General features: G+C 66.8%; 10 protein-coding genes and 7 pseudogenes. 9 read left to right on the top strand and 8 right to left on the bottom strand.

The features are described 5' to 3' along the window. Positions 1 to 185: 185 nt before the first annotated feature. A pseudogene (locus tag ACZK2V_RS19255) lies at positions 186 to 2,475 on the top strand (NADP-dependent malic enzyme). Between the two features lie 525 nt (positions 2,476 to 3,000). Here ACZK2V_RS19255 and ACZK2V_RS19250 read toward each other — a convergent pair. From ACZK2V_RS19250 to ACZK2V_RS19235, 4 genes and pseudogenes are all read right to left on the bottom strand, one after another. Next, positions 3,001 to 3,144: a hypothetical protein gene (locus ACZK2V_RS19250; protein ID WP_154353323.1), complete on the bottom strand. Its 144-nt coding sequence runs from the start codon at positions 3,142 to 3,144 to the stop codon at positions 3,001 to 3,003. Further along, positions 3,141 to 3,956 carry a hypothetical protein gene (locus ACZK2V_RS19245; protein WP_201117287.1) on the bottom strand — a complete coding sequence of 272 codons (816 nt, stop codon included), beginning with the start codon at positions 3,954 to 3,956 and terminating at the stop codon, positions 3,141 to 3,143. Before ACZK2V_RS19245 ends, ACZK2V_RS19250 begins: the two co-directional genes overlap by 4 nt. A 206-nt stretch (positions 3,957 to 4,162) precedes the next feature. Beyond that, on the bottom strand, positions 4,163 to 4,897 hold the full coding sequence (locus ACZK2V_RS19240) for a basic secretory protein-like protein (protein ID WP_164080779.1): 735 nt from the start codon (positions 4,895 to 4,897) through the stop codon (positions 4,163 to 4,165). Continuing rightward, a pseudogene (locus tag ACZK2V_RS19235) lies at positions 4,894 to 8,232 on the bottom strand (GH92 family glycosyl hydrolase). The gene ACZK2V_RS19240 and the pseudogene ACZK2V_RS19235 overlap by 4 nt, the downstream one beginning before the upstream one ends. A gap of 421 nt (positions 8,233 to 8,653) precedes the next feature. Between ACZK2V_RS19235 and ACZK2V_RS19230 the strand changes: the two are divergent. The 4 genes and pseudogenes from ACZK2V_RS19230 to ACZK2V_RS19215 all read left to right on the top strand — a co-directional run bounded on the left by ACZK2V_RS19230 (position 8,654) and on the right by ACZK2V_RS19215 (position 11,943). Further along, positions 8,654 to 8,851: a zinc-finger domain-containing protein gene (locus ACZK2V_RS19230; RefSeq protein ID WP_005410967.1), complete on the top strand. Its 198-nt coding sequence runs from the start codon at positions 8,654 to 8,656 to the stop codon at positions 8,849 to 8,851. A 15-nt stretch (positions 8,852 to 8,866) separates the two neighbouring features. Continuing rightward, complete coding sequence (locus ACZK2V_RS19225; protein ID WP_201117284.1) at positions 8,867 to 9,982, top strand: glycosyltransferase; 1,116 nt, start codon at positions 8,867 to 8,869, stop codon at positions 9,980 to 9,982. After that, positions 9,963 to 11,290, top strand: a pseudogene (locus ACZK2V_RS19220) (O-antigen ligase family protein). Before ACZK2V_RS19225 ends, ACZK2V_RS19220 begins: the two are co-directional and overlap by 20 nt. Positions 11,291 to 11,493: 203 nt before the next feature. After that, a complete protein-coding gene (locus tag ACZK2V_RS19215; protein ID WP_486322685.1) occupies positions 11,494 to 11,943 on the top strand; it encodes an REP-associated tyrosine transposase in 450 nt (149 codons plus the stop codon). 146 nt (positions 11,944 to 12,089) lie between these two features. Here the strand turns inward: ACZK2V_RS19215 and ACZK2V_RS19210 are convergent, their stop codons facing one another. After that, positions 12,090 to 13,007 (bottom strand): LpxL/LpxP family Kdo(2)-lipid IV(A) lauroyl/palmitoleoyl acyltransferase, encoded by a 918-nt coding sequence (locus ACZK2V_RS19210; RefSeq protein ID WP_049398382.1) that lies wholly within the window; start codon positions 13,005 to 13,007, stop codon positions 12,090 to 12,092. Between the two features lie 60 nt (positions 13,008 to 13,067). Here ACZK2V_RS19210 and waaA point away from each other — a divergent pair. After that, positions 13,068 to 14,367: pseudogene (gene waaA, locus ACZK2V_RS19205) on the top strand (lipid IV(A) 3-deoxy-D-manno-octulosonic acid transferase). 229 nt (positions 14,368 to 14,596) lie between these two features. Beyond that, positions 14,597 to 15,812: pseudogene (locus ACZK2V_RS19200) on the top strand (APC family permease). Positions 15,813 to 15,912: 100 nt separating this feature from the next. Here the strand turns inward: ACZK2V_RS19200 and ACZK2V_RS19195 are convergent. The 3 genes and pseudogenes from ACZK2V_RS19195 to ACZK2V_RS19185 form a co-directional block, all read right to left on the bottom strand. Next, a complete protein-coding gene (locus ACZK2V_RS19195; protein ID WP_486322684.1) occupies positions 15,913 to 17,211 on the bottom strand; it encodes a TolC family outer membrane protein in 1,299 nt (432 codons plus the stop codon). A gap of 74 nt (positions 17,212 to 17,285) precedes the next feature. Continuing rightward, positions 17,286 to 17,933: a protein-L-isoaspartate O-methyltransferase family protein gene (locus tag ACZK2V_RS19190; protein ID WP_049421767.1), complete on the bottom strand. Its 648-nt coding sequence runs from the start codon at positions 17,931 to 17,933 to the stop codon at positions 17,286 to 17,288. Positions 17,934 to 18,069: 136 nt separating this feature from the next. Further along, positions 18,070 to 18,748 (bottom strand): annotated as a pseudogene (locus ACZK2V_RS19185) (TetR/AcrR family transcriptional regulator). Between the two features lie 117 nt (positions 18,749 to 18,865). On the opposite strand from ACZK2V_RS19185, the pseudogene ACZK2V_RS19180 reads away from it, so the two are divergent. Further along, positions 18,866 to 19,994, top strand: a pseudogene (locus ACZK2V_RS19180) (efflux RND transporter periplasmic adaptor subunit). A gap of 4 nt (positions 19,995 to 19,998) precedes the next feature. Next, entirely contained in the window at positions 19,999 to 23,160 is a 3,162-nt protein-coding gene (locus tag ACZK2V_RS19175) for an efflux RND transporter permease subunit (RefSeq protein WP_486322683.1), read from the top strand. Positions 23,161 to 23,397 lie beyond the last annotated feature (237 nt).

The following is a 23,397-nucleotide window of genomic DNA, read 5'->3' as shown; positions in this document are numbered from 1 at the left end:
CCCGCGGCGTTTCAAGGCGTCCCATGGCTGTCATGGGACGCACCGAAGCTGGTGTCGCGGTACCGTCGCATACGGCACGGAATTGTGCGGTCGCAGCATGCCTGCGACAGGATAGCGACAGGTCCAGACGCTCCAACGGGGGTATCATCCCCTGTCCCTTCTGCCCATTCATGTAACCCACATCGATGTCCAACGAAGATTTCAAACAGGCCGCCCTCGATTACCACCGGATGTCCCCGCCGGGAAAGATCAAGGTTTCCGCTACCAAGCCCATGCTGACCCAGCGCGACCTGTCGCTGGCGTATTCGCCGGGCGTGGCATACGCCTGTGAAGCGATCAAGGCCGACCCGCAGCAGGCCAGCGAGCTGACCGCCCGCGGCAACCTGGTGGCGGTGATCTCCAACGGCACCGCGGTGCTGGGCCTGGGCAACATCGGCGCGCTGGCCGGCAAGCCGGTGATGGAAGGCAAGGGTGTGCTGTTCCAGAAGTTCGCCGGCATCGATGTGTTCGACATCGAAGTGGACGAAACCGACTCGGACAAGCTGGTCGACATCATCGCCTCGCTGGAGCCGACCTTCGGCGGCATCAACCTGGAAGACATCAAGGCGCCGGAATGCTTCGTGGTCGAGCGCAAGCTGCGCGAGCGCATGAAGATCCCGGTGTTCCATGACGACCAGCACGGCACGGCGATCATCGTCGGCGCAGCGGTGCTCAACGCCATGGCGATCACCGGCAAGAAGATCGAGGAAGTGAAGCTGGCGACCACGGGCATGGGCGCGGCTGGCATTTCCTGCGTGAACATGCTGGTGCAGCTGGGCCTGAAGCCGGAGAACATCCTGGCCTTCGACCGCGAGGGCGTGATCCACACCGGTCGTACCGACCTGGACCCGGAAAAGCAGCGCTATGCGCGCGACACCGACAAGCGCACCCTGGCCGAGATCGTCGACGGCGCGGACATCTTCCTGGGCCTGTCGGCGCCGGGCATCCTGACTGCCGACATGGTCAAGACCATGGCGCCGGATCCGGTGATCTTCGCGCTGGCCAACCCGACCCCGGAAATCATGCCGGAACTGGCGCGCCGCCCGTCCGGACGCGATCATCGGCACCGGCCGTTCGGACTACCCGAACCAGGTCAACAACGTGCTGTGCTTCCCGTACCTGTTCCGTGGTGCGCTGGACGTGGGCGCGACCGCGATCAACGAGGAAATGAAGATCGCCTGCGTGCGCGCCATCGCGGCGCTGGCGCGTCGTGCGGCCACCGACATGGGTTCGGCCTATGGCGGCGAGACCCCGAGCTTCGGTCGTGAATACCTGATCCCGCGCCCGTTCGACCGCCGCCTGCTGGTGGAGCTGTCGGCCGCCGTGGCCCAGGCCGCGATGGACTCGGGCGTGGCCTCGCGCCCGATCGACGACATGGGCGCTTACCGCGACAAGCTGGCCCAGTTCGTCTACCGCACCAGCCTGATGATGAAGCCGGTCTACGACCGCGCGCGCAGCGACAAGCAGCGCGTTGTGTATGCCGAGGGCGAAGAGGAAGTGGTGCTGCAGGCGGTGCAGAACGTGGTCGATGACGGCCTGGCGCACCCGATCCTGATCGGCCGCCCGGAAGTGATCGAGTCGCGCATCGAGCGCCTCGGCCTGCGCCTGAAGATCGGCGAGAACGTTGAAGTCACCAACATCAACGACGACCCGCGCTTCAACGAGTACTGGCAGTACTACCACGGCCTGACCGGCCGTCGTGGCGTGACCGTGGCCGCGGCGAAGAACCTGATGCGTTCGCGCCCGACCCTGATCGCTGCAGTGATGGTGGCCCGTGGCGAAGCCGATGCGATGCTGACCGGCATCGTCGGCCGTTTCCACAAGAAGCTGGGCTACGTGCGCAGCGTGCTGCCGCTGGAGCCGAAGGTCACCTCGACCTCGGCGATGACCGGCGTGATCAACCAGCAGGGCGTGTTCTTCTTCGTCGATACCCACGTGCAGGAAGACCCGACCGCCGAGCAGCTGTGCGAAGCGACCCTGCAGGCGGCCTACCGCATGAAGCTGTTCGGCATCGAGCCGAAGGTGGCGCTGCTGTCGCACTCCAACTTCGGCAGCCACGATTCCAAGGACGCGCTGAAGATGCGCCAGGTGCGCGAGCTGCTGCTCAAGCGCAACCCGCGTCTGAACGTGGACGGCGAAATGCAGGGTGACACCGCATGGGACGAAGCGCTGCGCCAGAAGCTGCTGCCGGGCTCGACCCTGCAGGGTCGCGCCAACCTGTTCGTGCTGCCGAACCTGGAAGCGGCCAACATCGCCTACAACCTGGTGCGTGTGTTCACCGACGGCGTGGCGATCGGCCCGATCCTGATGGGCGTGAACAAGCCGGTGCATATCCTGACCACCAGCGCGACCTCGCGCAGGATCCTGAACATGACCGCCATTGCGGCGGTGGATGCGCAGATCCGCAAGCAGCTGGAAGCGGAAAAGAAGGCGTAAGCCTTCTTTCCAGCGTCAGCTGCAGAAGCGCGCCCCCCAGGGCGCGTTTCTGTTTCCGCAAAGCGGAAACGGGTAGTGCCGGCCGCTGACCAGCAACCGCAATCATGTCCACCACCACCGCAGCCGGCCAGCGGCCGGCTCTACCGCCCGCCGGCCTGTGCCACACGCGCTACGCCGCCCGGTCATGTCCCTGCAACGCCGTTGCGGCCCAATACGCCCACGCGGCCCGGCCGTGGGAAGGGACCGGACCGGCCTTCCCACCCTGGGCCCGACCAACTTTTCATGGGCGAGGGTGTCATGCGCAATCGAGTGACGCGGCGGTACTTCCAGCAGCTGTTCGCGCTCTACGCCGGCTTCGTGCGGTCGCGCTGAGGCAGCGATGTGGTAGCGCCGGGCCATGCCCGGCGAGCGCGCAGCGTGGCGAATCAGGCATTTCGCCGGGTGTGGCCTGGCGCTACTGAGCGAACGTGGCAACCAAGGTGTGCCGCAGTGGTAGCTATTGAGCTACCGAAATATCTCCGATGGTCACCCTTCCTCCGCCACCATATCCCCGGCTACATTGCAGGCCTTGCCGCAGTAGAATTTCCCAACCGACGCTGCGATTGCTGTGCCACCCAGGCACGCGACCACGATCATCAACCAGCGATTGTGTTTCAGCTTTCCGTTCATTTCATTTCTCCTTTTCTTCGACTCGATATCTCGATATGCCATCGGTTCGATTCCCGTTGCTGGTCCGGTGAGAGTTGGCTCCAGAGCCGCTCGGCATAGCGAAGCCCCTTGCCGCCACTGGCCTGGCTGAATGCGCGCGCATAGGCGTGTGCGCGTGCTGCATCGCGAGGCACATGCAGACCATCCTCAAAGGTGGCCGCAAGATGCATCAGGGCATTGCTGTCACCCGAGTCCGCGGCTTCGTTGAGGAATCTCACTGTCGCTTCCTTGAATCGCTTGACGAGCTCTTCATCGAACATGGAGTGCTCATCGTCGAACTGATGAGACGCCAGTCCCGAGAACATCAATTTCGCAGTGGAGTCGCCGTCTGACGCCGCGTAGTAGGCGAGGTCATAGATGGAGTGTTCTGATTCAAGAGCGGAGCAGTCTGAGTCACCCAGAACGTTTTCCCGGAACTCACGCTGCTGGTCGGGAGTCAGTCCCGTCGGAATGTCTGTTTCCGCCAAGCTTGCGGCGTTTGTGCAACGCGCTATGTCCTGCGCCAGCAGAAGGGCCTGCTGGGGCGACAACTTTCGGCGAATTGCAATCAACTGAGTCCCGGCGGCGGCAACGCTTGTGGCCTGCGTCGTCTCGATCGCAGCATCTTTTCCGTTGATACGAACCCGTACGGTCTGCTGCTCTTGGGGGGCAACAGCGAGAACGCTCGGCGTGTTGCTTCTCGTCCAGATCGCGGTCGTGATCAGTGCAATGGCTGCTCCTGTCACCAGCACAACGACCGCTTTGCGCCTACCGACCTTGGTTCTGATTTTCATGCAAGCAAGGTTAGCGACCCTCGCTCAGTCACGATGTCGGTTGCTGCCGCGTGCTGTTGTGAACAGGCGCCTATCCGACTTGTCGGATTACTCCGCGTGAGATCGTAATGAGATCCCGTTGGGCAGGTCATGCCGGGCCATGCCAGGCGGGCGCGCAGCGCGGCGAAACAGGCGTTTCGCCGGGCAAGCCACGGTGCTACCTGCGGTCAGCGCTTGCCGCGCCGTGCCGGCGGCGGTGCGTCCGAACGCGGCTTGGCGTACTGGGCCCACAACGCCGGCAGTGCCTTGCCGGTGTGCTTCTGCCACAGCGCCGGTGCATAGCGGCCGTCGCGCAGGGCCTTGTCCAGTGCCAGCACCAGGCCGGGATGCTCCGCCTCCGCCCACTTCAGGAACGCACCGGTCACCCGGTAGCCGCTGTCGACGTTCTGCCCCTTCTCGACCTTCACCGGCAATGCCCAGCCAGCGGCGGCGTTGTCCATGCCGTAGCGGTCGCGCGCGTAGTCGGCGATGCCTTCCACCAGCCAGCCCGGTACCCGTGCATCGCCGTAGCCGGGATACCCCTGCACGATGTGCATCGCCTCGTGGGTGACCAGGTCGATGTCGTTCGGATGCTGCGCCAGCCAACCCGGATTGATGGTGATCGTCGCTGCCTGGTCCTTGTCGCCGACGAAGGCGATGCCGGTGTAGGCCGGATCGATCACGATGCGCACCATTGACGGCGCAGCGGGATGGAAGTCCGCACGTTCGCGCAGGTACGCGAAGAAGAACGTATCGATCACCCGCTTGCGCTGCGGTGCGGCCAGGGCGCCACGGGCGTCCTGGTAGTTCAGCGTCACGCCGTCGCGGGTCAGTTGCGTATCGAACGCCTGGGTCTGGCCGAAGCTTGAGAAGGACAGGGCAACAAGGGCCAGAGGCAGTAGACGGAAGCGCATGCAGCTCATTGTACGGTGCCGGCCGCCAGCAGTTCGATCTCCGCCAGCGGCAGCCGTGCCGGTGCCGCCAGGCGCAGGCGGTACTCGCTGTAACGACCGGGTTTGGCGATGCGGAACGGACGGGTCTGGCGGGCGGATTCGAAGTCTTCGCCGCTGCGCTGGTCGAGCACGGCCCAGCTGCCGCCGCCGTTGCGCGCCTCCAGCGTCCACTCACCGCCCTGGATGCGGCCGTCACCGCTGGTCAGCGTGTACATCGTCGGGGTGCCCTCGGCCAGACCGGTCAGCGCGATGGTTGCACCGGCGCCCAGACCCACCGTGGTGCCGGCATCGTCATCGACCAGCGCGGGCAGGGCACGGCCATCGGCCAGCGTCGCCTTCGCGCCGCTGCCGAGCAGGTCGTGCAGCAGCTGCGGGTGCTGGCCGCGCGCGGTCAACGAGCGCGGCACATCGTCCACGCCGCTGCCCCAGCGCGAGGGGCGGGGTCCCATCACGAAGTCGAGGGTCGCGCCCTTGGCGATCAGGTCGTGCGGCACCCAGGTCTTCGTCCACGGCGTACCGTTGATCTTCAGCGACTGCACGTAGACGTTCTCACGCGAGTTGTTGGCCGCGTTCACGGAAAGCACCGCACCACCCTGCAGCTCCACCCGTGCATGCTCGAATGCCGGCGAGCCGATCACGTACTCCGGGGCGCCCATGCGAAGCGGGTACAGGCCCAGCGAGGCCAGTACGTACCATGCCGAGGTTTCACCGTTGTCCTCATCGCCCGGGTAGCCCTGGCCGATCTCGCTGCCGACGTACAACCGCGACAGGATCTCGCGCACGTGCTGCTGGGTCTTCCACGGCTGCCCGGCGTACAGGTACATCCACGGGATGTGGTGCGCCGGCTGGTTGCTGTGCGCATACATGCCCATGCGCACGTCGCGGGCTTCGGTCATCTCGTGGATGGTGCCGCCGTAGGAGCCGGCCAGTGCCGGGTCCGCGGTTTCAGGTGTGGCGAAGAAGGTATCCAGCTTCGCCGCCAGCTTTTCGCGGCCGCCATACAACGCGGCCAGGCCTTCGCCGTCATGGGCGGCGGTGAAGGCGAAGGTCCAGCCATTGGATTCGGTGTAGTCGTGGCCCCACACGCGCGGATCGTAGGCCTTTGCGTCCACGCGCCAGCGACCATCGGCCTTGCGGCCCTGGAAGAAGCCTGCCGCCGGATCGAACATCGTCGCGTAACTGGCGGCGCGATGGCGGAAGTAGTCGGCCTCGGTGCTGTAGCGCTCGCGTGCGGCGGGCGCGGTCGCGCGCTTGGCCAGGGCATCGGCCATGTTGGCGATGCCAAAGTCATTGAGTGCGCCTTCCATCGTCCACGACATGCCTTCGTGCACGTCGGCACTGGCATAGCCGCGGAAGGTCGAACGGTTCATGCCCTTGCGGCCGACATGGCGGTCCGGCGGCACCACGGTCGCGTTCTTCAGCGCGGCGGCATAGGCCTCGGCCGGATCGAAACCGCCGACGCCCTTCAGCCATGCATCGGCGAAGGCCACATCGGAGCTGGTGCCGACCATCAGATCGGCGTAGCCCGGCGACGACCAGCGTGCAATCCAGCCGCCGGCGCGGTACTGCTCGATGAAGCCCTGCACCAGCTGCCCGGCATCGTCGGGCGTGAACAGCGCATAGGCCGGCCAGGTGGTGCGGAAGGTGTCCCAGAAGCCGTTGTTGACGAACACCTTGCCGTCGCGCACGGCGGCATAGCTGCGGGTCGCGCTGCCCTCGGTGTTGTCATCGCTGGCGCTGGCCTGGTTGGCGTAGCGCCACTCCGGTGCGGCGGCGCTGCCCACGTTCTCATGGCCGGAATTGGGGTACAGGAACAGCCGGTACAGGCTGGAGTACAGCGTGGTCTTCTGGTCGTCGCTGGCATCGCCGATGTCGAAACGGGCCAGGCGCGCATCCCATGCATCCTGCGCACGGCCGGCCACGCTTTCCAGTGTATCGGCGGCGGCCATTTCCAGGGCCAGGTTGTGCCGTGCCTGCTCCACCGAGATCAGCGAGGTGGCGATGCGCATGGTCACCCGCCGGTCGCTGCCGGCATCGAATTTGATGTAACCGGTCGGTCGGCCGGTGTTGAGGCGCCCACTGCTGCGCCACGGCCTGTCGAAGCTGGCCACCACGTACATGCGACTGGCGCCGTTGGACAGCCCGCTGCGCGTATCGGTGTAGCCGGACAGTGTCTGCGTGGCAGCGTCCAGGGTCAGGCCACCGCGTGCATCGACATTGTCGAACAGCAGGTTGGCGTCGCCGCCCTCGGGGAACTCGAAGCGGAACAGCGCGGCATGATCGGTCGGCGCGATGGCGGCCGCGATGCCGTTGTCGAAGCGCACGTCGTAGCGATACGGGCGCGCTTTCATGGCTGCGCTCGAATGACAGCGCGCTTGCGACGGTCGGCCTCCGGCACGCCACGGCTGGCCGAGGGCATCACCTGGAAGGTCTGGCGGTCGCCCATCCACGGGCTGGGCTGATGGCTCAGCGCAAGCGCCTGCAGCTGCGGGCGGTTCTGTGCGTCGTTCTGTTCGTTCCAGCGGTACAGCCAGTTCAGTGCGCCAGCATCGGTCACCGGGGTCCAGAAGTTGAATCCGTGCGGTACCGCGGTGGCCGGGAAATTGTTGCCGCGCGAGAAGGTGCCGTTGGCCTGGGTGCCACGGGTGGTCAGCACCCAGTCGGAGACGCGCGCTGGCTGATGACGTGGCACTGTGTCCAAGCGCACGTCATCGATCCAGCCCGAGACCGGTGCACCGTCGGCACTGGCCACCGCCAGTTCGATCGCCACCACGCGGCGGCCCTTCAGCGCGGGCACGTCGCCCAGCCGCACCGCCTTGCGCGCCCACTGCTGCGGATACAGCGTCTTCGAATCGCCCTGCGCGCGCACCGATGGCCACGCCATGCTGGTCGCGTGCAGCGCTGGCCGAAACGCGGCTGCCATCGTCCAGCAGCAGGTCCAGTGACACATAGGTCGAGGCCACGGTGTCCTCGCCGACGATCTCCGGCAGCACCAGCCACGACAGGGTGGTATCGGCCTCGATGGTCATGTCCGCCTTGAACAGCTCGCGTCGCGCGCTGCCGCCTTCGCTGCTGTAGCGCAGTGCATGCAGGCCGCTGTAGCCCGCATTGCGCTTGGCGGCGTAAGGCGCCGCAGGGCCGTTGCCGATCGTGACCTGCAGTGCGCCTGCGGCCGGTGCCGGAGCCGGCTGGCCCGGTTCGAACGAGGTCTGCAGTCCCTGTGCCCGCACCGGCATCGCGGTAGTCGCACAGGCCAGGGCCAGGGCGAGCGGAAGCAGGGCGCGGCGTGGATCGGACAGGGTCATGCAGGGGTCTCCCGGAAGGGCAGGCGGCGGGCAGAACCCGCATCGGCGGACACCACGGACAGCATCGCTCCGCCCGCCGGGATGGCAGTGGAAGAAGCGATGCCGGTCCGGTGGGGGCGGGCCATGCGATCGGGTCGGATTGGAGTGGGCCGGTTTACGACCTGGCCCGATCCTGCAACAGCCGTGGCAACCTGACAAGTGCCATTTAGTTCGATCCAAATGCGGGAAATATCGTTGTAGGCGGATTTTCGGCGTGAACCTGCAGGATCGATCGGGAATTTCCACCGGCACCCCGTCCCGAGGTGGCATGCAGGGCCGCAGGGAATCGGCCCGGTACGCGCAAAGACCCGTTGCGGCGCAATGTCGGGGCGGCCCAGATGCTAGAATCACAGGCCTCGCAACCCGTTCATCGACATCCGCCATGAGCCATACCGCCACCGCGCCCGCCAACGCCGAGAAGCGCTACACCGTGCACCGCAGCGATCTGCCGCTGAGCTGCCCGACCCCGGAAATGGCGCTGTGGAACTCGCATCCGCGCGTGTACCTGCCGATCGAAGACGAGCCCAACGGCGAAGCGCAGTGCCCGTACTGCGGTTCCGTGTTCGTGCTGGCCGACTAAGCGGCCGCCCCTTCGATGCGCCGATTGACCGTGGTGCAGTTGCTGCCGGCGCTGCACTCCGGCGGTGTCGAGCGCTCGACCCTGGAAATTGCTGCGGCCCTGGTCGCTGCCGGCCATCGTGCGCTGGTGGTCTCCGCCGGTGGCCGCCTGGTGCAGCCGCTGCTCGATAGCGGTGCCGAGCACCTCACCCTTGATATCGGCCGCAAATCGCTGCTGACCCTGCGCCACCTGCCGACCCTGCGCCGCCTGTTCGCTGAAGTTGGCGCCGACATCGTGCATGCCCGTTCGCGGCTGCCGGCCTGGCTGGGCCTGTACGCGATCCGCGCGATGCCTGCCGCACAGCGCCCGCATTGGGTGACCACCGTGCACGGGTTGAACTCGCCCAGCCGCTACAGCGCAGTGATGACCAGCGGTGAACGCGTGATCTGCGTGTCCAATACCGTGCGCGACTATGTGCAGCGGCACTACCCCACGGTTCCCGAAGCGAGGCTGCAGGTGATTCCGCGCGGCGTCGATGTCGCACAGTTTCCCCGCGTGGCCCGCGCCGACCGTCGGCCACGACTGGCGCTGGCAGCCGATTACCCGTGGCTGGCGCAGGTTGAGGGCCCGCTGCTGCTGCTGCCGGGGCGGGGCACCCGGCTGAAGGGGCATGCTCATGCGCTGCAGTTGCTGGCGGATGTGCGCGCGGCCGGTGTGCCGGCACAGCTGTGGATGCTGGGCACCGATGAACCCGGCCGTGAAGCCTACGTGGCCGACCTGCGCCGGCAGGCGACTGCTTTGGGCGTGACCGACGCCGTGCAGATCAGCACGCCGACCGCGCGCATCGCCCAGGCCTATGCGGCCAGCGATCTGGTGCTGCAGCTTTCGGACAAGCCCGAAGCGTTCGGCCGCACCGTGGTCGAAGCGTTGTCGGTCGGTCGCCCGGTACTGGGCTGGGACCATGGCGGCGTCGGCGAACTGCTGCAGCAGCTGCAGCCGGCCGGCGCCGTGCCGCTGGGCGATGCACGGGCGCTGGGTGAACGTGCGCTGGCCCTGCTGGCGCAGCCGCCGTCCTTGCCGACCCGCATCCCGTTTACCCTGCAGGCCATGCAGCGCGACACCCTCCGCCTCTATGCCGACCTCGCCGGCTGACCCCGCAACCCTCGTGCGCGAGGACCGCGCCGGACGCTGGGCGCCGTGGTGGGTGCTGGCCTACGTGGCGCTGTGGCCGTTGCCGGGCATCGCTGAAACCGTGCTGGGTCTTGGTGCGCTCTATGCCGCGGTGCGCATGATCATGCGCCGCCTGCAGCGCCGCCCGCACCTGCTGACACCCGCCGCGTGGGCGCTGACCTCGATCCTGTTCCTCGGTTACTGGCTGCCGCAGGCGTTCTCCGCCTTCGATGCGATCGATCCGGCGGCGTCGTGGACCAAGGCGGCCGCCGGCCTGCGCTACCTGCCCTTCATGTGGCTGGTGGCGATCGCCGTGGCCACGCCGGAACGCCGGCGGCTGACCTTCGGTGGCCTCGCATTGATTACCGCTGCGTGGACGCTGGATGCACTGGTGCAGGCGGTTGTGGGTACCAGTCCGTGGTTCTGGTCACTTGAGCAACTGAAGTTTGCAGTAAGCGGTCACGCGTTGTGCCCGGCCAGCGAGGCAGCATGGGTCGATCGCCTCAGTGGCGCGCTGGGGCCGTGCAACCTGAAGTTCGGCCAGGTCCTGGCCAGCCTCTCACCGTTCCTGTTGCTGCCGCTGGCGCGCCGCTTCGGCAATCCAGGGTGGGTCCTGGCTGCGGCGGCGCTGGGCTGCGTGCTGCTGCTGGCCGGCTCGCGCGCGTCGTGGATCACCTTCGCGCTGGTGCTGGCCTACAGCGGCGTGCGCCAGTTCGGCTGGAAGCGGTTGGTGCTGCTGGGGCTGGTCGCTGTCCTCGGAGCGGGTGTGCTGACCGCCAGCGTGCCGCAGCTGCGTGAGCGCTTCGCACGTACGGCGATGGCCTGGGAGGGGAGCGAACGCGGTGTCGACGAGGCGTTGTCGGGGCGCGCGGATCTGGGACGCCGCGGCCTGCATGATTGAAGAGCACCCGATCAACGGGGTCGGCGCGCGGTTTCCGCGATGCCTATCCGGCCTGCGTGTCTGGCGACGAACCGGCGGTGTGGGGCGATGCCCCGGCGTTGCATGCCCATCAGATCGTGCTGGAGATCCTGGCGGAAACCGGTGTGCTCGGCCTGCTGCTGTGGTTGGCTGCGGTGGCCCAGGCCTGGCGGGCCTGGCGATATGCACCGGCCGCCGCCCGTGAGCGTGCGCGCCCGGCGATGCTGGCGCTGGCGGTCACCGTATTCCCGCTCAATACCCATCTGGCGTTCTATTCCGCGTTCTGGGGGGGCCTGACGGTAATGCTGGCCGCGTTGTTCGCCGGCAGCCTGTTGGCCCGCGAAACGGACGACACGCCGACGGTGGTGTGATCGTCCATCCACGCATGGCGTGGCTCTACTCCACGTACCGAACAAACGTCCCCATGGTGGATCCACGCCATGGCGTGCATGGGGCGGTCACCGAACGAACGTCGCCGTAGTAGATCCACGCCATGCGTGGATGGGGCTTTACCGACGCAAACACGCGCCAACCTCCACTAGCCGTGCCTCCGTGTGTATCGCACGCTGAGGCCATGGCCAGCCCAAGACTCCGCTACGGTCGTTACTCCTGCACCGGTAACGTCTATTCATTGACTACGGTAGCCCTCGATCGTGAACCCTTCTTTGCCGATGCTTCCAACGTAGCGATTCTGGTTGAGGCACTGCGCTTCGTAGAGCGCAAGGGGGTGAGCCACAGCTTCACCTGGGTGGTGATGCCCGACCATCTGCACTGGTTGATGGAATTGCGCGGGGGAACCCTGGCCGAGTGCATGGCCCTGCTCAAATCACGCAGCAGCCGGCTGCTGAATCGGCGATTGGAGCGGCGAGGGTCGCTGTGGCAGCACGGTTACCACGATCACGCCGTACGCAGCGATGAATCCCTTCACGAGAAGGCGATGTACATCCTGGCCAATCCGGTCCGTGCGGGCTTGGCGTGCGTGATGGGGGAGTACCCGTACGCCTGGTGCCGCTGGCCGTTGTGAATCCCGGCACGGAATCGAAGAGCATCCACGCATGGCGTGGATCTACTTCAGAATGCCCCACGTCATTGAATCCACGCCATACGCGGATGAAGCCGCACAAGGCAGTAGATCCACGCCATGCGTGGATGAAGCCATCCCTCCCACCGCTACTTGTAGAAATCGCTCCGCCCGCCCGGCTGGCGCTTGAACCGCCGATGGATCCACAGGTACTGGTCCGGGGCTTCGCGCACCATTTCTTCGATGGCCTGGTTGACCCGCGTGGTATCGGCTTCCACATCCTCGCTGGGGAAATTCTCCAGCGGTGCGCCGATCTTCAGGAAGTACTTCCCGCCCTCGCGGCGGTGGAAGTACGGAATCACCGCGCAGCCGGTCATCCGCGCCAGCTGGTGGGTGGCGGTAATGGTGGATGCGGTATGGCCGAAGAACGGCACGAACACGGTGTCCTTGCCACGCATGTCCTGATCCGGCGCATACCAGAGGAAGCCGCCCTTCTTCAGGTGGCGCACAGTCGCGCGGATGTCCTCGTTGGCGAACATCGCCTTGGCATAACGCAGGCGGCCGAACTTCACCGCCCACTCGTACACCGGGTTCTTGTGCTTGCGGTACATGCCTGAAAGATCGACGTAGTCGCACAGCAGGCGGCCGCACATCTCCAGGGTCATGAAGTGGCCGGAGACCAGCAGCACGCCGCGGCCTTCGGCCTGCATCTGCCGCAGATGCTCGAGGCCTTCGATCTTCACCTGCGGGCGGATGCGGTCGATGCTGCCCCACCAGGCGCGGATGCACTCGAGCACGCCCACGCCCAGCGCGTCGAAGCTGTCGCGCACCAGGCGCTGGCGCCAGGCTTCGTCCTTCTCCGGGAAGCACAGCTGCAGGTTGACCTCGGCGGCGCGACGGCGGCTGCCGAGCAGGCGCCAGCTGATCCAGCCGACGCCACGGCCGAGCGCACGCTGCAGCATCCACGGCAGGCGGGCGATGGCGAAGGCGCCGAGCATGGCGGCGAACATCGGCCAGTTGCGGGGATCGCGCAGCGACGGGCGGACGGCGGTGGTGGCATCGGACATGGCGCCATTCTACCAACCCGGCTGCGTGTCTTTCCCGGGGGGCTCCCGTATCCTTGCCGCATGCGTAAAGACCCTGTCGAATGGATCCTGCGCGGCCTGTACTCGGCCGTGCTCTACATCCTGCTGCCGATCACCGTGTACCACCTGGTCTGGCGCGGTTTCCGGGTCCGTGAATACTTCCGGCGCTGGGACGAGCGTTATGCCTCGTATCCGCAGCCGACCGGCCAGCCGCGGGTCTGGCTGCACGCGGTCTCGGTGGGCGAGGTCAATGCCGCCGCGCCGCTGGTGAATGCCCTGCGCCAGCAGCGTCCGGACATCCGCTGGGTCATCACCACCATCACCCCGACCGGCTCGGAGCGCGTGCGCGGCGCTGTGGGGAGACGCGCTGGACCATGTCTATCTGCCGTACGACGTACCGGGCAGCGTCAACCGCTTCCTCGGCCATTTCCAGCCCAGCCTTGCACTGATCCTGGAAACCGAGCTGTGGCCGAACATGCTGTTCGGCTGCCGCGACCGTCGCATCCCGGTCTACATCCTCAACGCCCGCCTGTCCGCGCGTTCGCTGCGCGGTTACCGGGTGCTGGCGGCGCTGATCCGCCGTGCGCTGCGCACGGTCACCTGCGTGGCCGCGCAGTCGCAGGACGACGCCGAGCGCTTCGTGCAGCTGGGTGCTGCGCGTGAACAGGTGCAGGCGCTGGGCAACCTCAAGTTCGATATCGCCACGCCGGATGTGCAGGGCTTCGTCGAGCAGTTCCACGCCTGCGTGCCCGCCGGGCGCCCGGTGTGGATCGCGGCCAGTACCCACGATGGTGAGGAGCAGGCGGTGATCGACCTGCATCGGCGCCTGCGCCAGCAGCACCCCGACCTGTTGTTGCTGTGGGCGCCGCGGCACCCCGAGCGCTTCCCGAAGGTGGAGGCGCTGGCGCGCGAGCAGGGCTGGAACGTGACGACCCGTCGCGCGAAGCAATGGCCGGAGGCCGGCACGGATGTATTCGTCATCGACACCCTGGGCGAGCTGATGCCGTTCTATGCCTGCGCGCAGGTCGCTTTCGTCGGCGGCAGCCTGCAGCCGATTGGTGGCCACAATCTGCTGGAACCGGCGGCGATGGGCACTGCCGCTGTGACCGGTCCGCACCTGCACAACTTCGCCGAGATCTCACGGCGCATGCGTGAGGCCGGTGCCTTGCTGATCGGCGAGGACGTGCAGGCGGTAGGTGACCTGCTGCAGCACCTGCTGGGCGACGCAGCGGCGCGCGAGGACATGGCCCGTGCTGGATGCACGCTGGTCAGCAATGGCCGCGGTGCCCTGCAGCGCACGTTGGCGCTGGTCGCGCCACATCTGCCGCCGCCGCGCAGCTGAGCCGGGCAGCAACACCGCCAGGGCGGACACTACGTGGACCGACTGACGTGATCGACTGCATCAATTCTGCTTAGCAACCGGATTCCTGTCGCAGCAGGACCGGATGCGTGGCTGCGAACGTGTTTGTGGTCACATCGCGATGCGCACGGTACGGATTCTGATACCGCCCTTTGGCGCAGGCTGCCAGCCTGCTGTCGACCGCGCATGGGCGGAATCAAGAGGGCTTGCGATGGACAGCGACAACCGCCGTGGCCGGCACGCGCTGCTGGGAATGGATCACTTCGCGTTGGTGGCGTTGACCTTGTTGCTAGGGGGCAGCGTGATCGCCCTGGTCGGCCAGTACACCGCCGCCCAGGCCGGCCCGGCCATCGTACTGAGTCTGCTGCTGGCCGCACTGGGCACAGCGCCGATGCTGTATTGCCTGCACGTGCTGAACCAGCAGCAGCCGGAAGCCGATGGCCTGTACGGCCCGCTGCGGGCCGCCTGGGGCACGGCAGTCGCGCGCCTGCTGGGTGCTGTGCTGCTGCTGGAGCTGGTGGTGACCAGCGCCGGCGTGGCGCAGTCCATGGCGGGCCACGCGCGTGTGGTGTTTGCCAGTCGCGGTATTGAAACCGGCAGCGCATTGCCGGATCCGGTGATGGCTGTCACCAGCCTGCTGGTGCTGGGTGCGTTCGTGTTGCTGCCTCCGCGTCGCATCGCGCTGATGGTCTGCGTGCTGTTGACGGCGAAGATCGGTGTTGGGCTGTTGCTGCTGGCGCTGGCGGTCCGCCACGTGCACTACGCGAACTGGATCCCGTGGCTGCCGGACGCCACCGCGCCCTATCGGTTCGGACCCGGCGGGGTGCTGGCGGCAAGCGTGCCCTTGCTGGCGGTGTTTGCCAGTGTGGGTCTGGCATTGGGGTTTCCTGGGCGTGGCCCGCAGGTGCGTGCGCGGTCACCAGGGCTGCTGGCGGCCGCGCTGCTGCTGGCAATGCTGCTGCTGATCGTGCTGGCGGCGTTGCAGGCCGGCCTGGTCGAGTTCCCGGCATTGGCCGGTACGCGGCCGTTGTCGGTGGCATTGCAGGGCCATCCGCAGTTGCAGTGGCTGCTGCCGTTGCTGCCGCTGGCGGGCATGGCTGGGCTGGCAGCACTGCTGCTGGTGCTGTTGTCGTTGGCCACACAGCTGGCAGCGCAGCTCTGGCCTGTGGCCGTGGATGAAGCGCCCGGGTTCCGGACACGGCTGATACCGGTTACCGTGGTGCTGGCGGCGCTGCTGGCGTTGGGAACGCCCGTCGATGCATTGCCGGTGCTGCCAGGTCCGGCAACCCTGCTGGTGATGGCGGCTTTGTGCCTGGCAGTACTGCGTGTGCGCGCCGATGCCGGGTGCTGCGATGGTGCTTGCGCCCCTGGCCGCGGCGCTGTGCGTGCTGGCCGCAGTGGAGCGGGCAGGCGCGTGGCCGGGCTGACGGCCGGCGGATCTGCGCCATGTCTGGGTGGGGCCGTACGCGCTGCCCACAAAAAAGCCACCCTCCCGGGTGGCTTCTTCGTTGCCGGCAGGGCGACGACTCAGTGCGTGGTCGTCGACGGGTTGCCCGCGTCCTGGGTCAGCAGGCGGTTCACGTCCTGCAGCTCGGCCACGTCCAGCGCACCCAGCGACTGGCTCAGCAGCAGGCGGTTCTGCAGGAAGGTATAGCGGGCCTGGGCGTAGTCCAGCTGCGCCGAGAACAGGATGCGCTGGTTCTGGATCACGTCCAGCACGGTACGGGTACCGACTTCCAGGCCAACCTGCGACGCGTCGTAGGCGCTCTGTGCCGAAACGACCGCCAGGCGACGGGCTTCCACTTCGCTGATGCCCTGCACCAGGGTCTGGTAGGCATTGCGGGTGTTGCGGTCCAGGGCGCGCTTCTGCTGTTCGTAGCCGTCCTGGGCGATGTCACGCTGGGCCAGCGCCTGGCGCACGCCCGACTGGGTGGCACCGCCGGCGAAGATCGGCACGCTCAGGGTCAGCCCGATGCTGTTGGTGCGTGCATCCGGCGACAACGAGCCAGCACCGGTGCTGTCGCCCCAGGTGGCGGTCTTGCCCCAGCTGCCGCCCAGCGACAGGGTCGGGTAGTGGCCACCACGTGCGGCCTGCACGCCGGCCTCGGCGGCGCTGACCTTCAGTTCCTGTGCCTTCAGTGCCGGATTCTGGTTGGTGGCCTGGTGCACCAGCTCATCGATGTTGCCACGGTTGGCCGGCACTTCCGGGCGGAAGTCCGCCGGCAGGCCGCGCAGGTTCACCACCGGCTGGCCGGTCAGTTCGGTCAGGGCTTGGTAGTTATCGGCCAGGGTGTTCTGCGCAACGATGGTGTTGGCACGCGCCTGGTCGTACTGGGCGCGTGCTTCGTGCACGTCGGTGATCGGCGCCAGGCCCACTTCCAGGCGCTTGTCGGCGAAGTCGAACTGCTTCTTCGCGGCCGCTTCATTGGTCTGTGCGGCGTTCAGCGATTCGATCGCCACCAGCACGTTGAAATAGGCTGCCGAGGTGCGCACGATCAGGCTGTCGTTGGCCGAATCGAGGGTGAAATCCGCCGCCTTGCTCAGCTCGCGCTGCGAACGCAGGTTGTTGATCTGGGTCCAGTTGAACAGCGTCTGGCTGCCGTTGATCGTGTAGTTGCGGCGCTTGCTGGTGACAGTGCCGGAGTTGGCGTCATGGTCGGCTTCGCTGCGCGAGCGGTTCAGCGTGGCTGTGCCGTCGATCTGCGGCAGCAGGGCAGCGCGCCTGCACGGCGCCTTCCTTGTCGTACAGCCGGGTCGATTCGGCAGCCGACAGCTGCGGATCGCCGTTGCGGGCCATCTCGTAGACCTGCAGCAGGTCGGCGGCATGGGCGGACAACGGCAGCAGGGCAGTGGCCAGCGCAACAGCGAGGGATCGGCGGATCATTGCGGCTTCCTTGGACTCAGAGGTGGAACTGGGGTGCCGGGGCGGCACCGCGCAGGTAATCGATATCGGTCTCGAACAGGGACTCGCTGCTGCCGTCGGCCTTGACCAGCAGGGCCTCCATCGCCGGCGAGCGGCCGTGGATCACGAACAGGCGACCACCCGGACGCAGCCACGAGGCGAACTGTGACGGCACCACGTCGACCGCACCAGTGACACAGATCACGTCAAAGCGGCGTTCGGTCTGCCAGGACAGGGCGTCAGCCACTTCCACGCGGACGTTGGTGCCCAGGCCGGAAGCATCCAGGCGCGCACGTGCGGCGGCAGCCAGCTCCGGGTCGATCTCCAGGCTCAGCACGTCGCGCGCCAGCGCGCCGATGCAGGCTGCCAGGAAGCCGCTGCCGGTGCCGATCTCCAGCACTTCGTCACCCGGCTGCAGGTCCAGCGCCTGCAGGGTACGGCCCTCGATGACCGGCTTCATCATCTTCTGGCCATGGCCGATCGGCAGTTCGACATCGGCGTAGGCCAGTGCCCGGTGTGCATCGGCGACAAAGGCCTCGCGCGGCAGGCGGGCCAGGACGTCGAGCACCTTGATGTCCAGCACGTCCCAGGGACGGATCTGCTGTTCCACCATCAGTTCGCGGGCGTGGGCGTAATCAATCGTCATGAGGTTCAAATCCAGCGCAGTGGGCCGGCCATTTTACCGGTGCCGGAGGCCGGCGGCGCGCCCAGAGCATCAGCTGCCGGGTGGCCGGGGTCGCAGTGCCGGAAGTCATCGCGACCTCCGGTTTGTTCAGTTTTGGTTATTCAGCCGTCCCGGCCCCTCGCGGCGCATAGGCGCGCAGGAAGAAGTCGATGCTGGCGGTCACATGGGCAAGAGGGTCGCACTCCACCGGTGACAGTGGCATGCCGCACATCATATGCATGTGCACTTCGCCCTTGACCAGCGTCAGGAACTGCTGACCGGCCAGGTAATAGTCGGGGATGTCCAGCTCGCCGCGTTCACCGCGCGCGCAGGAAGTCGGCCAGAGCCTCGCAGGTACGCTCCGGGCCGGCCTGCCAGAACAGCTCGCGCAGGCGTTCGTCGGTCTCCGGCGCCATCATCATGCGCTGGATCGAGATCGCCGCATCGGAAGTGATCAGTTCGAAGAAGGCCAGGCCGATGCCGATCAGCTGGTCGCGCAGCGGGCCGTCCGCGTCGGCCACGAACAGGGCATCGGGCAGCATTTCAATGCACTTTGACTGCACGGCCTCGGAGAACAGGGTCTCCTTGTCGCCGAAGTGGCTGTACACGGTCAGCTTCGAGACGCCGGCCTGGGCGGCGATGGCGTCCATGCTCACGCCGGTATACCCCTGTTCGATGAACAGTACCTTGGCTGCTTCAAGGATCGCCGCGCGCTTGCCCAGATCCTTGGGGCGCCCGGGTCCGGCGGCCTTGGCAGCGGGCTTGGCCGACGGCTTGCGGGAAGTGGAAGAACTCATCGCAACAATACTAGACCAAGCGGTTCGATATTTATACTATACCGGCCGGTTTATTAAATTGGGCCGGCAGTCGCGGCTCCCCCTTGTTGCAACCCTGCGTTTTCAGGACGTTGACCGATGAAGATCGTGCGCTGGATGGGCGGTATGGTGTGGGTGGCTGCGCTGGCAGCCTGTTCGGGACAGGAACAGGCGCCGCAGGCGGCCGTGCCGGTACTGGTGGTTCACCCCGGCGAACAGGCCGGACAGGCGCCGGCGGCATTCCCGGGCACGGTGCGTGCCCGTCAGGAAAGCCCGCTGTCGTTCCGCGTCGGAGGCAACCTGGTCAAGCGCCACGTCGATGCCGGCCAGGGGGTGAAGAAGGGCGACGTGCTGGCCGAACTGGACGTGGCTGACTTCGCGCTGCAGGCCCGTGCCTCACAGGCGCAGCTGGCTGCGGCCGAGGCCGACCTGGTGCGTGCCCGCGATGACCTGAAGCGCTACCAGGTGCTGGCCGACCAGCAACTGGTCAGCCGCTCGCAGCTGGACCAGCAGTCCGCGGCGTTCAAGGCCGCGCAGGGCCAGGCCAACGCGGCCCGCGCCAACCTCGATGTGCTGCGCAACCAGGCCGACTACGCGCAGCTGCGCGCCGGCCGATGGCGTGATCGCCAGCCGCGAGGCCGAAGCCGGGCAGGTGGTGTCCGCCGGCCAGACCATCTTCAACCTGGCCGCCGATGGCGGCCGCGAAGTGCTGATCGACCTGCCCGAGGCGACCATCCGCGACTACGCGGTCGGCCAGCCGGTCGAGGTGGAACTGTGGAACCGCCCGGGCCAGCGCCTGCCCGGTACGATCCGCGAGATCGCCGCCGCCGCCGATCCGCAGGCACGCACCTATGCCACCCGCGTCAGCCTGGCCGCCGATGCGCTGGCCGATGTCGAACTGGGCCAGAGCGCACGCGTCTACAGCAGCGCCGGTCGCCACGGTACCCTGCAGCTGCCGCTGGGCGCGCTGCAGCGCGGTGCCAACGGTGCCGCCAGCGTGTGGGTGGTCGATCCGGCCAACAGCACGCTGAAGGCCGCCTCGGTCACCACCGGTGCGTTTGGCAGCGAGACCGTGCCGGTGCTGTCCGGCGTGAACGCGGGTGACTGGGTGGTTGCTGCCGGTGGCCACCTGCTGCGGGCGGGCCAGCCGGTGATCGCCGTGGACCGGCAGAACCGCCCGGTGCTGAAGCCGGCCGCGCCGGCCGCTGCCGCCAAGGCCAAGGAGTAAGCCGGTGCGCCGCTTCAATCTATCCGAGTGGGCGCTGGCCAACCGCCCCCTGGTGCTGTTCGCGATGCTGGCCTTCGCGCTGATCGGCGCGTGGTCGTACAAGCACCTGGGCCAGTCCGAGGATCCACCGTTCACCTTCAAGGCGATGGTGGTGCGCACGCTGTGGCCGGGCGCCACCGCCGAACAGGTCTCGCGGCAGGTGACCGAGCCGATCGAGAAGGCGCTGATGAACACCGGCGAGTACGAGTTCATCCGCTCCTATTCGCGCCCCGGCGAATCGCAGGTCATCTTCATGGCCCGCGACAGCCTGCGTTCCAGGCAGATCCCGGACCTGTGGTACCAGGTGCGCAAGCGCGTGGGCGACATCCGTGCGACGCTGCCGCGCGAGATCGTCGGTCCGTTCTTCAACGATGAGTTCGGCGACACCTACGGCAACATCTATGCGTTGACCGGCAAGGGCTTCGACTACGCGGTGATGCGCGACTACGCCGACCGCATCCAGCTGGAACTGCAGCGCGTGCCCGATGTCGGCAAGATCGACCTGGTCGGCCTGCAGGACGAGAAGGTGTGGATCGAGCTGTCCAACACCCGCCTGGCCACGCTGGGTGTGTCGATGCAGCAGGTACAGCAGGCGCTGGCCGACCAGAATGCGGTCACCGGCACCAGCTTCTTCGAGACCGCCACCGACCGCGTGCAGCTGCGCGTGACCGGCCAGTTCAACGACATCGAAGCGATCCGCCAGTTCCCGATCCGCGCCGGTGACCGCACCGTGCACCTGGGCGACATCGCCGAGGTCAAGCGTGGCTTCGCCGATCCGGCGTCGCCGAAGATGCGCTTCATGGGTGAAGAGGCCATCGGCCTGGCGGTGGCGATGAAGGATGGCGGTGACATCCTCAAGCTCGGCGCCAACCTCGATGCAGAGTTCGAACGCCTGCAGAAGACCCTGCCGGCCGGCATGCAGCTGCGCAAGGTGTCCGATCAGCCGCAGTCGGTGGAGGAGTCGGTCGGCGAGTTCGTGCAGGTGCTGACCGAAGCCGTAGTGATCGTGTTGCTGGTCAGCTTCTTCTCGCTGGGCCTGCGCACCGGCCTGGTGGTAGGTGTGACCATCCCGCTGGTGCTGGCGATGACCTTCTTCGTCATGCACTACTTCGACATCGGCCTGCACAAGATCTCGCTGGGCGCGCTGGTGCTGGCGCTGGGCCTGCTGGTGGACGATGCGATCATCGCGGTGGAGATGATGGCCACCAAGATGGAGCAGGGCTACGACCGCCTGCGTGCGGCCAGTTTCGCCTGGGAGTCGACCGCGTTCCCGATGCTGACCGGTACGCTGATCACGGCGGCCGGCTTCCTGCCGATCGCCACGGCGGCATCGAGCACGGGTGAGTACACCCGCTCGCTGTTCCAGGTGGTGACTATCGCACTGGTGGTGTCGTGGATTGCCGCGGTGCTGTTCATCCCGTACCTGGGCGACAAGATGCTGCCGGACCTGTTCAATCCGCAGCCGCCGAAGCCGGGCAGCCTGTCCGCGCGCTGGCATGCCAAGCGCCAGCAGTGGGCCGACCGCTATCCGGCGCTGGCCAACCTGATCGCGCCGCCGCTGCACGGGCACGACCACGATCCGTACCAGCGCCCGTTCTACCGCAGCTTCCGTCGCTTCCTCGATGGCTGCCTGCGCCACCGCTGGTGGGTGATTGCCGCGACCATCGCCCTGTTCGTGTTCTCGCTGATGATGTTCCGCTTCGTGCCGCAGCAGTTCTTCCCGGATTCGACCCGGCCGGAACTGATGGTGGACATCGAGCTGGCCGAGGGCGCATCGCTGCGCTCGACCCAGGCCCAGGCCGAGAAGCTGGAGAAGCTGCTGTCCAACCGCGATGGCATCGCCAACTACGTGTCCTACGTGGGCACCGGTTCGCCGCGCTTCTACCTGCCGCTGGACCAGCAGCTGCCGGCCACCAACTTCGCCCAGTTCGTGGTACTGGCCAAGGACATCAAGGCGCGCGAAAGCACCCGTGACTGGCTGCTGCACGAGGTGATTCCGAAGTTCCCGGACGTGCAGATGCGCGTGACCCGCCTGGAGAACGGCCCGCCGGTCGGCTATCCGGTGCAGATGCGCATTTCCGGCGAGCACATCGAGAAGGTGCAGGCGATCGCGCGCCAGGTCGAAGCCAAGGTGCGTGAGAACCCGCACGTGATGAACGTCAACCTGGACTGGAGCGAGCCGAGCAAGGTGGTGCGGCTGGTGATCGACCAGGAGCGTGCGCGGGCGCTGGGCGTGAGCAGTGCCCAGGTCAGCCAGTTCCTGTCCAGTTCGCTGGCCGGGCAGTCGGTGAGCGTGTACCGCGAGGGCAACCGCCAGATCGAGATGCTGCTGCGTGGCCCGGCCGATGAGCGCAACCAGCTGGAGCTGCTGTCCAGCCTGTCGATGCCGACCGCCAACGGCGGCAGCATCACGCTGTCGCAGGTGGCGACGATGGAGTACGGCTTCGAGGATGGCATCATCTGGCACCGTAACCGTCTGCCGACGGTGACCGTGCGCGCCGACATCAGTGATGGCATGCAGCCACTCGACGTGGTGCATCAGATCCTGCCGACGCTGGATGGCATCCGTGCCGAGCTGCCGAATGGCTACCTGCTGGAAACCGGCGGTACCGTGGAGGATTCGGCACGTGGCCAGAACTCAATCAAGGCCGGCATGCCGCTGTTCCTGGTGGTGGTGGCCACGCTGCTGATGCTGCAGCTGCGCAGCTTCTCGCGTGCGGCGATGGTGCTGGTGACCGCGCCGCTGGGCATCATCGGCGCGACGTTGTTCCTGCTGCTGTTCCGCGCGCCGTTCGGCTTCGTGGCACTGCTGGGCACGATCGCGCTGGCCGGCATGATCATGCGCAACTCGGTGATCCTGATCGACCAGATCCAGCAGGACATCGATGCCGGGCATGACCGCTGGCATTCGATCATCGACGCGACGGTGCGCCGCTTCCGCCCGATCGTGCTGACCGCGCTGGCGGCGGTGCTGGCGATGATTCCGCTGTCACGCAGTGCGTTCTATGGCTCGATGGCGATTTCGATCATGGGTGGCCTGATCGTGGGCACGGTGCTGACCCTGGTGTTCCTGCCGGCGCTGTACGCCGCGTGGTTCCGGGTCAAGCCGGACGAATCCGGGGCGTAATGCCCCGGGTTCGGCGGCCACTGCCCTGGTAGGTGCCAACCTTGGTTGGCACTGATGCACGCATCCACGCATGGCGTGGATCTACCGCAGCGGGTCTTGGCCCTGGTAGGTGCCAACCTTGGTTGGCACTGATGCACGCATCCACGCATGGCGTGGATTTACCGCAGCGGGTCTTCGCCCTGGTAGGTGCCAACCTTGGTTGGCACTGATGCACGCATCCACGCATGGCATGGATTT

It is taken from the genome of Stenotrophomonas sp. 93052_Sma (genome assembly GCF_056481145.1).
The sequence above is the reverse complement of the archived record's forward strand: the minus strand, read 5'-3'. Positions and strand labels throughout refer to the sequence as shown.

Excerpts from the sequence above, each read along its gene's own strand:
- ACZK2V_RS19250 (WP_154353323.1), bottom strand. The coding sequence starts at position 3,144 with ATGAACGGAAAGCTGAAACACAATCGCTGGTTGATGATCGTGGTCGCG.
- ACZK2V_RS19245 (WP_201117287.1), bottom strand. The coding sequence starts at position 3,956 with ATGAAAATCAGAACCAAGGTCGGTAGGCGCAAAGCGGTCGTTGTGCTG.
- ACZK2V_RS19195 (WP_486322684.1), bottom strand. The coding sequence starts at position 17,211 with ATGCCGCCGACCTGCTGCAGGTCTACGAGATGGCCCGCAACGGCGATC.
- ACZK2V_RS19190 (WP_049421767.1), bottom strand. The coding sequence starts at position 17,933 with ATGACGATTGATTACGCCCACGCCCGCGAACTGATGGTGGAACAGCAG.
- ACZK2V_RS19215 (WP_486322685.1), top strand. The coding sequence starts at position 11,494 with ATGGCCAGCCCAAGACTCCGCTACGGTCGTTACTCCTGCACCGGTAAC.
- ACZK2V_RS19240 (WP_164080779.1), bottom strand. The coding sequence starts at position 4,897 with ATGAGCTGCATGCGCTTCCGTCTACTGCCTCTGGCCCTTGTTGCCCTG.
- ACZK2V_RS19225 (WP_201117284.1), top strand. The coding sequence starts at position 8,867 with ATGCGCCGATTGACCGTGGTGCAGTTGCTGCCGGCGCTGCACTCCGGC.
- ACZK2V_RS19210 (WP_049398382.1), bottom strand. The coding sequence starts at position 13,007 with ATGTCCGATGCCACCACCGCCGTCCGCCCGTCGCTGCGCGATCCCCGC.
- ACZK2V_RS19230 (WP_005410967.1), top strand. The coding sequence starts at position 8,654 with ATGAGCCATACCGCCACCGCGCCCGCCAACGCCGAGAAGCGCTACACC.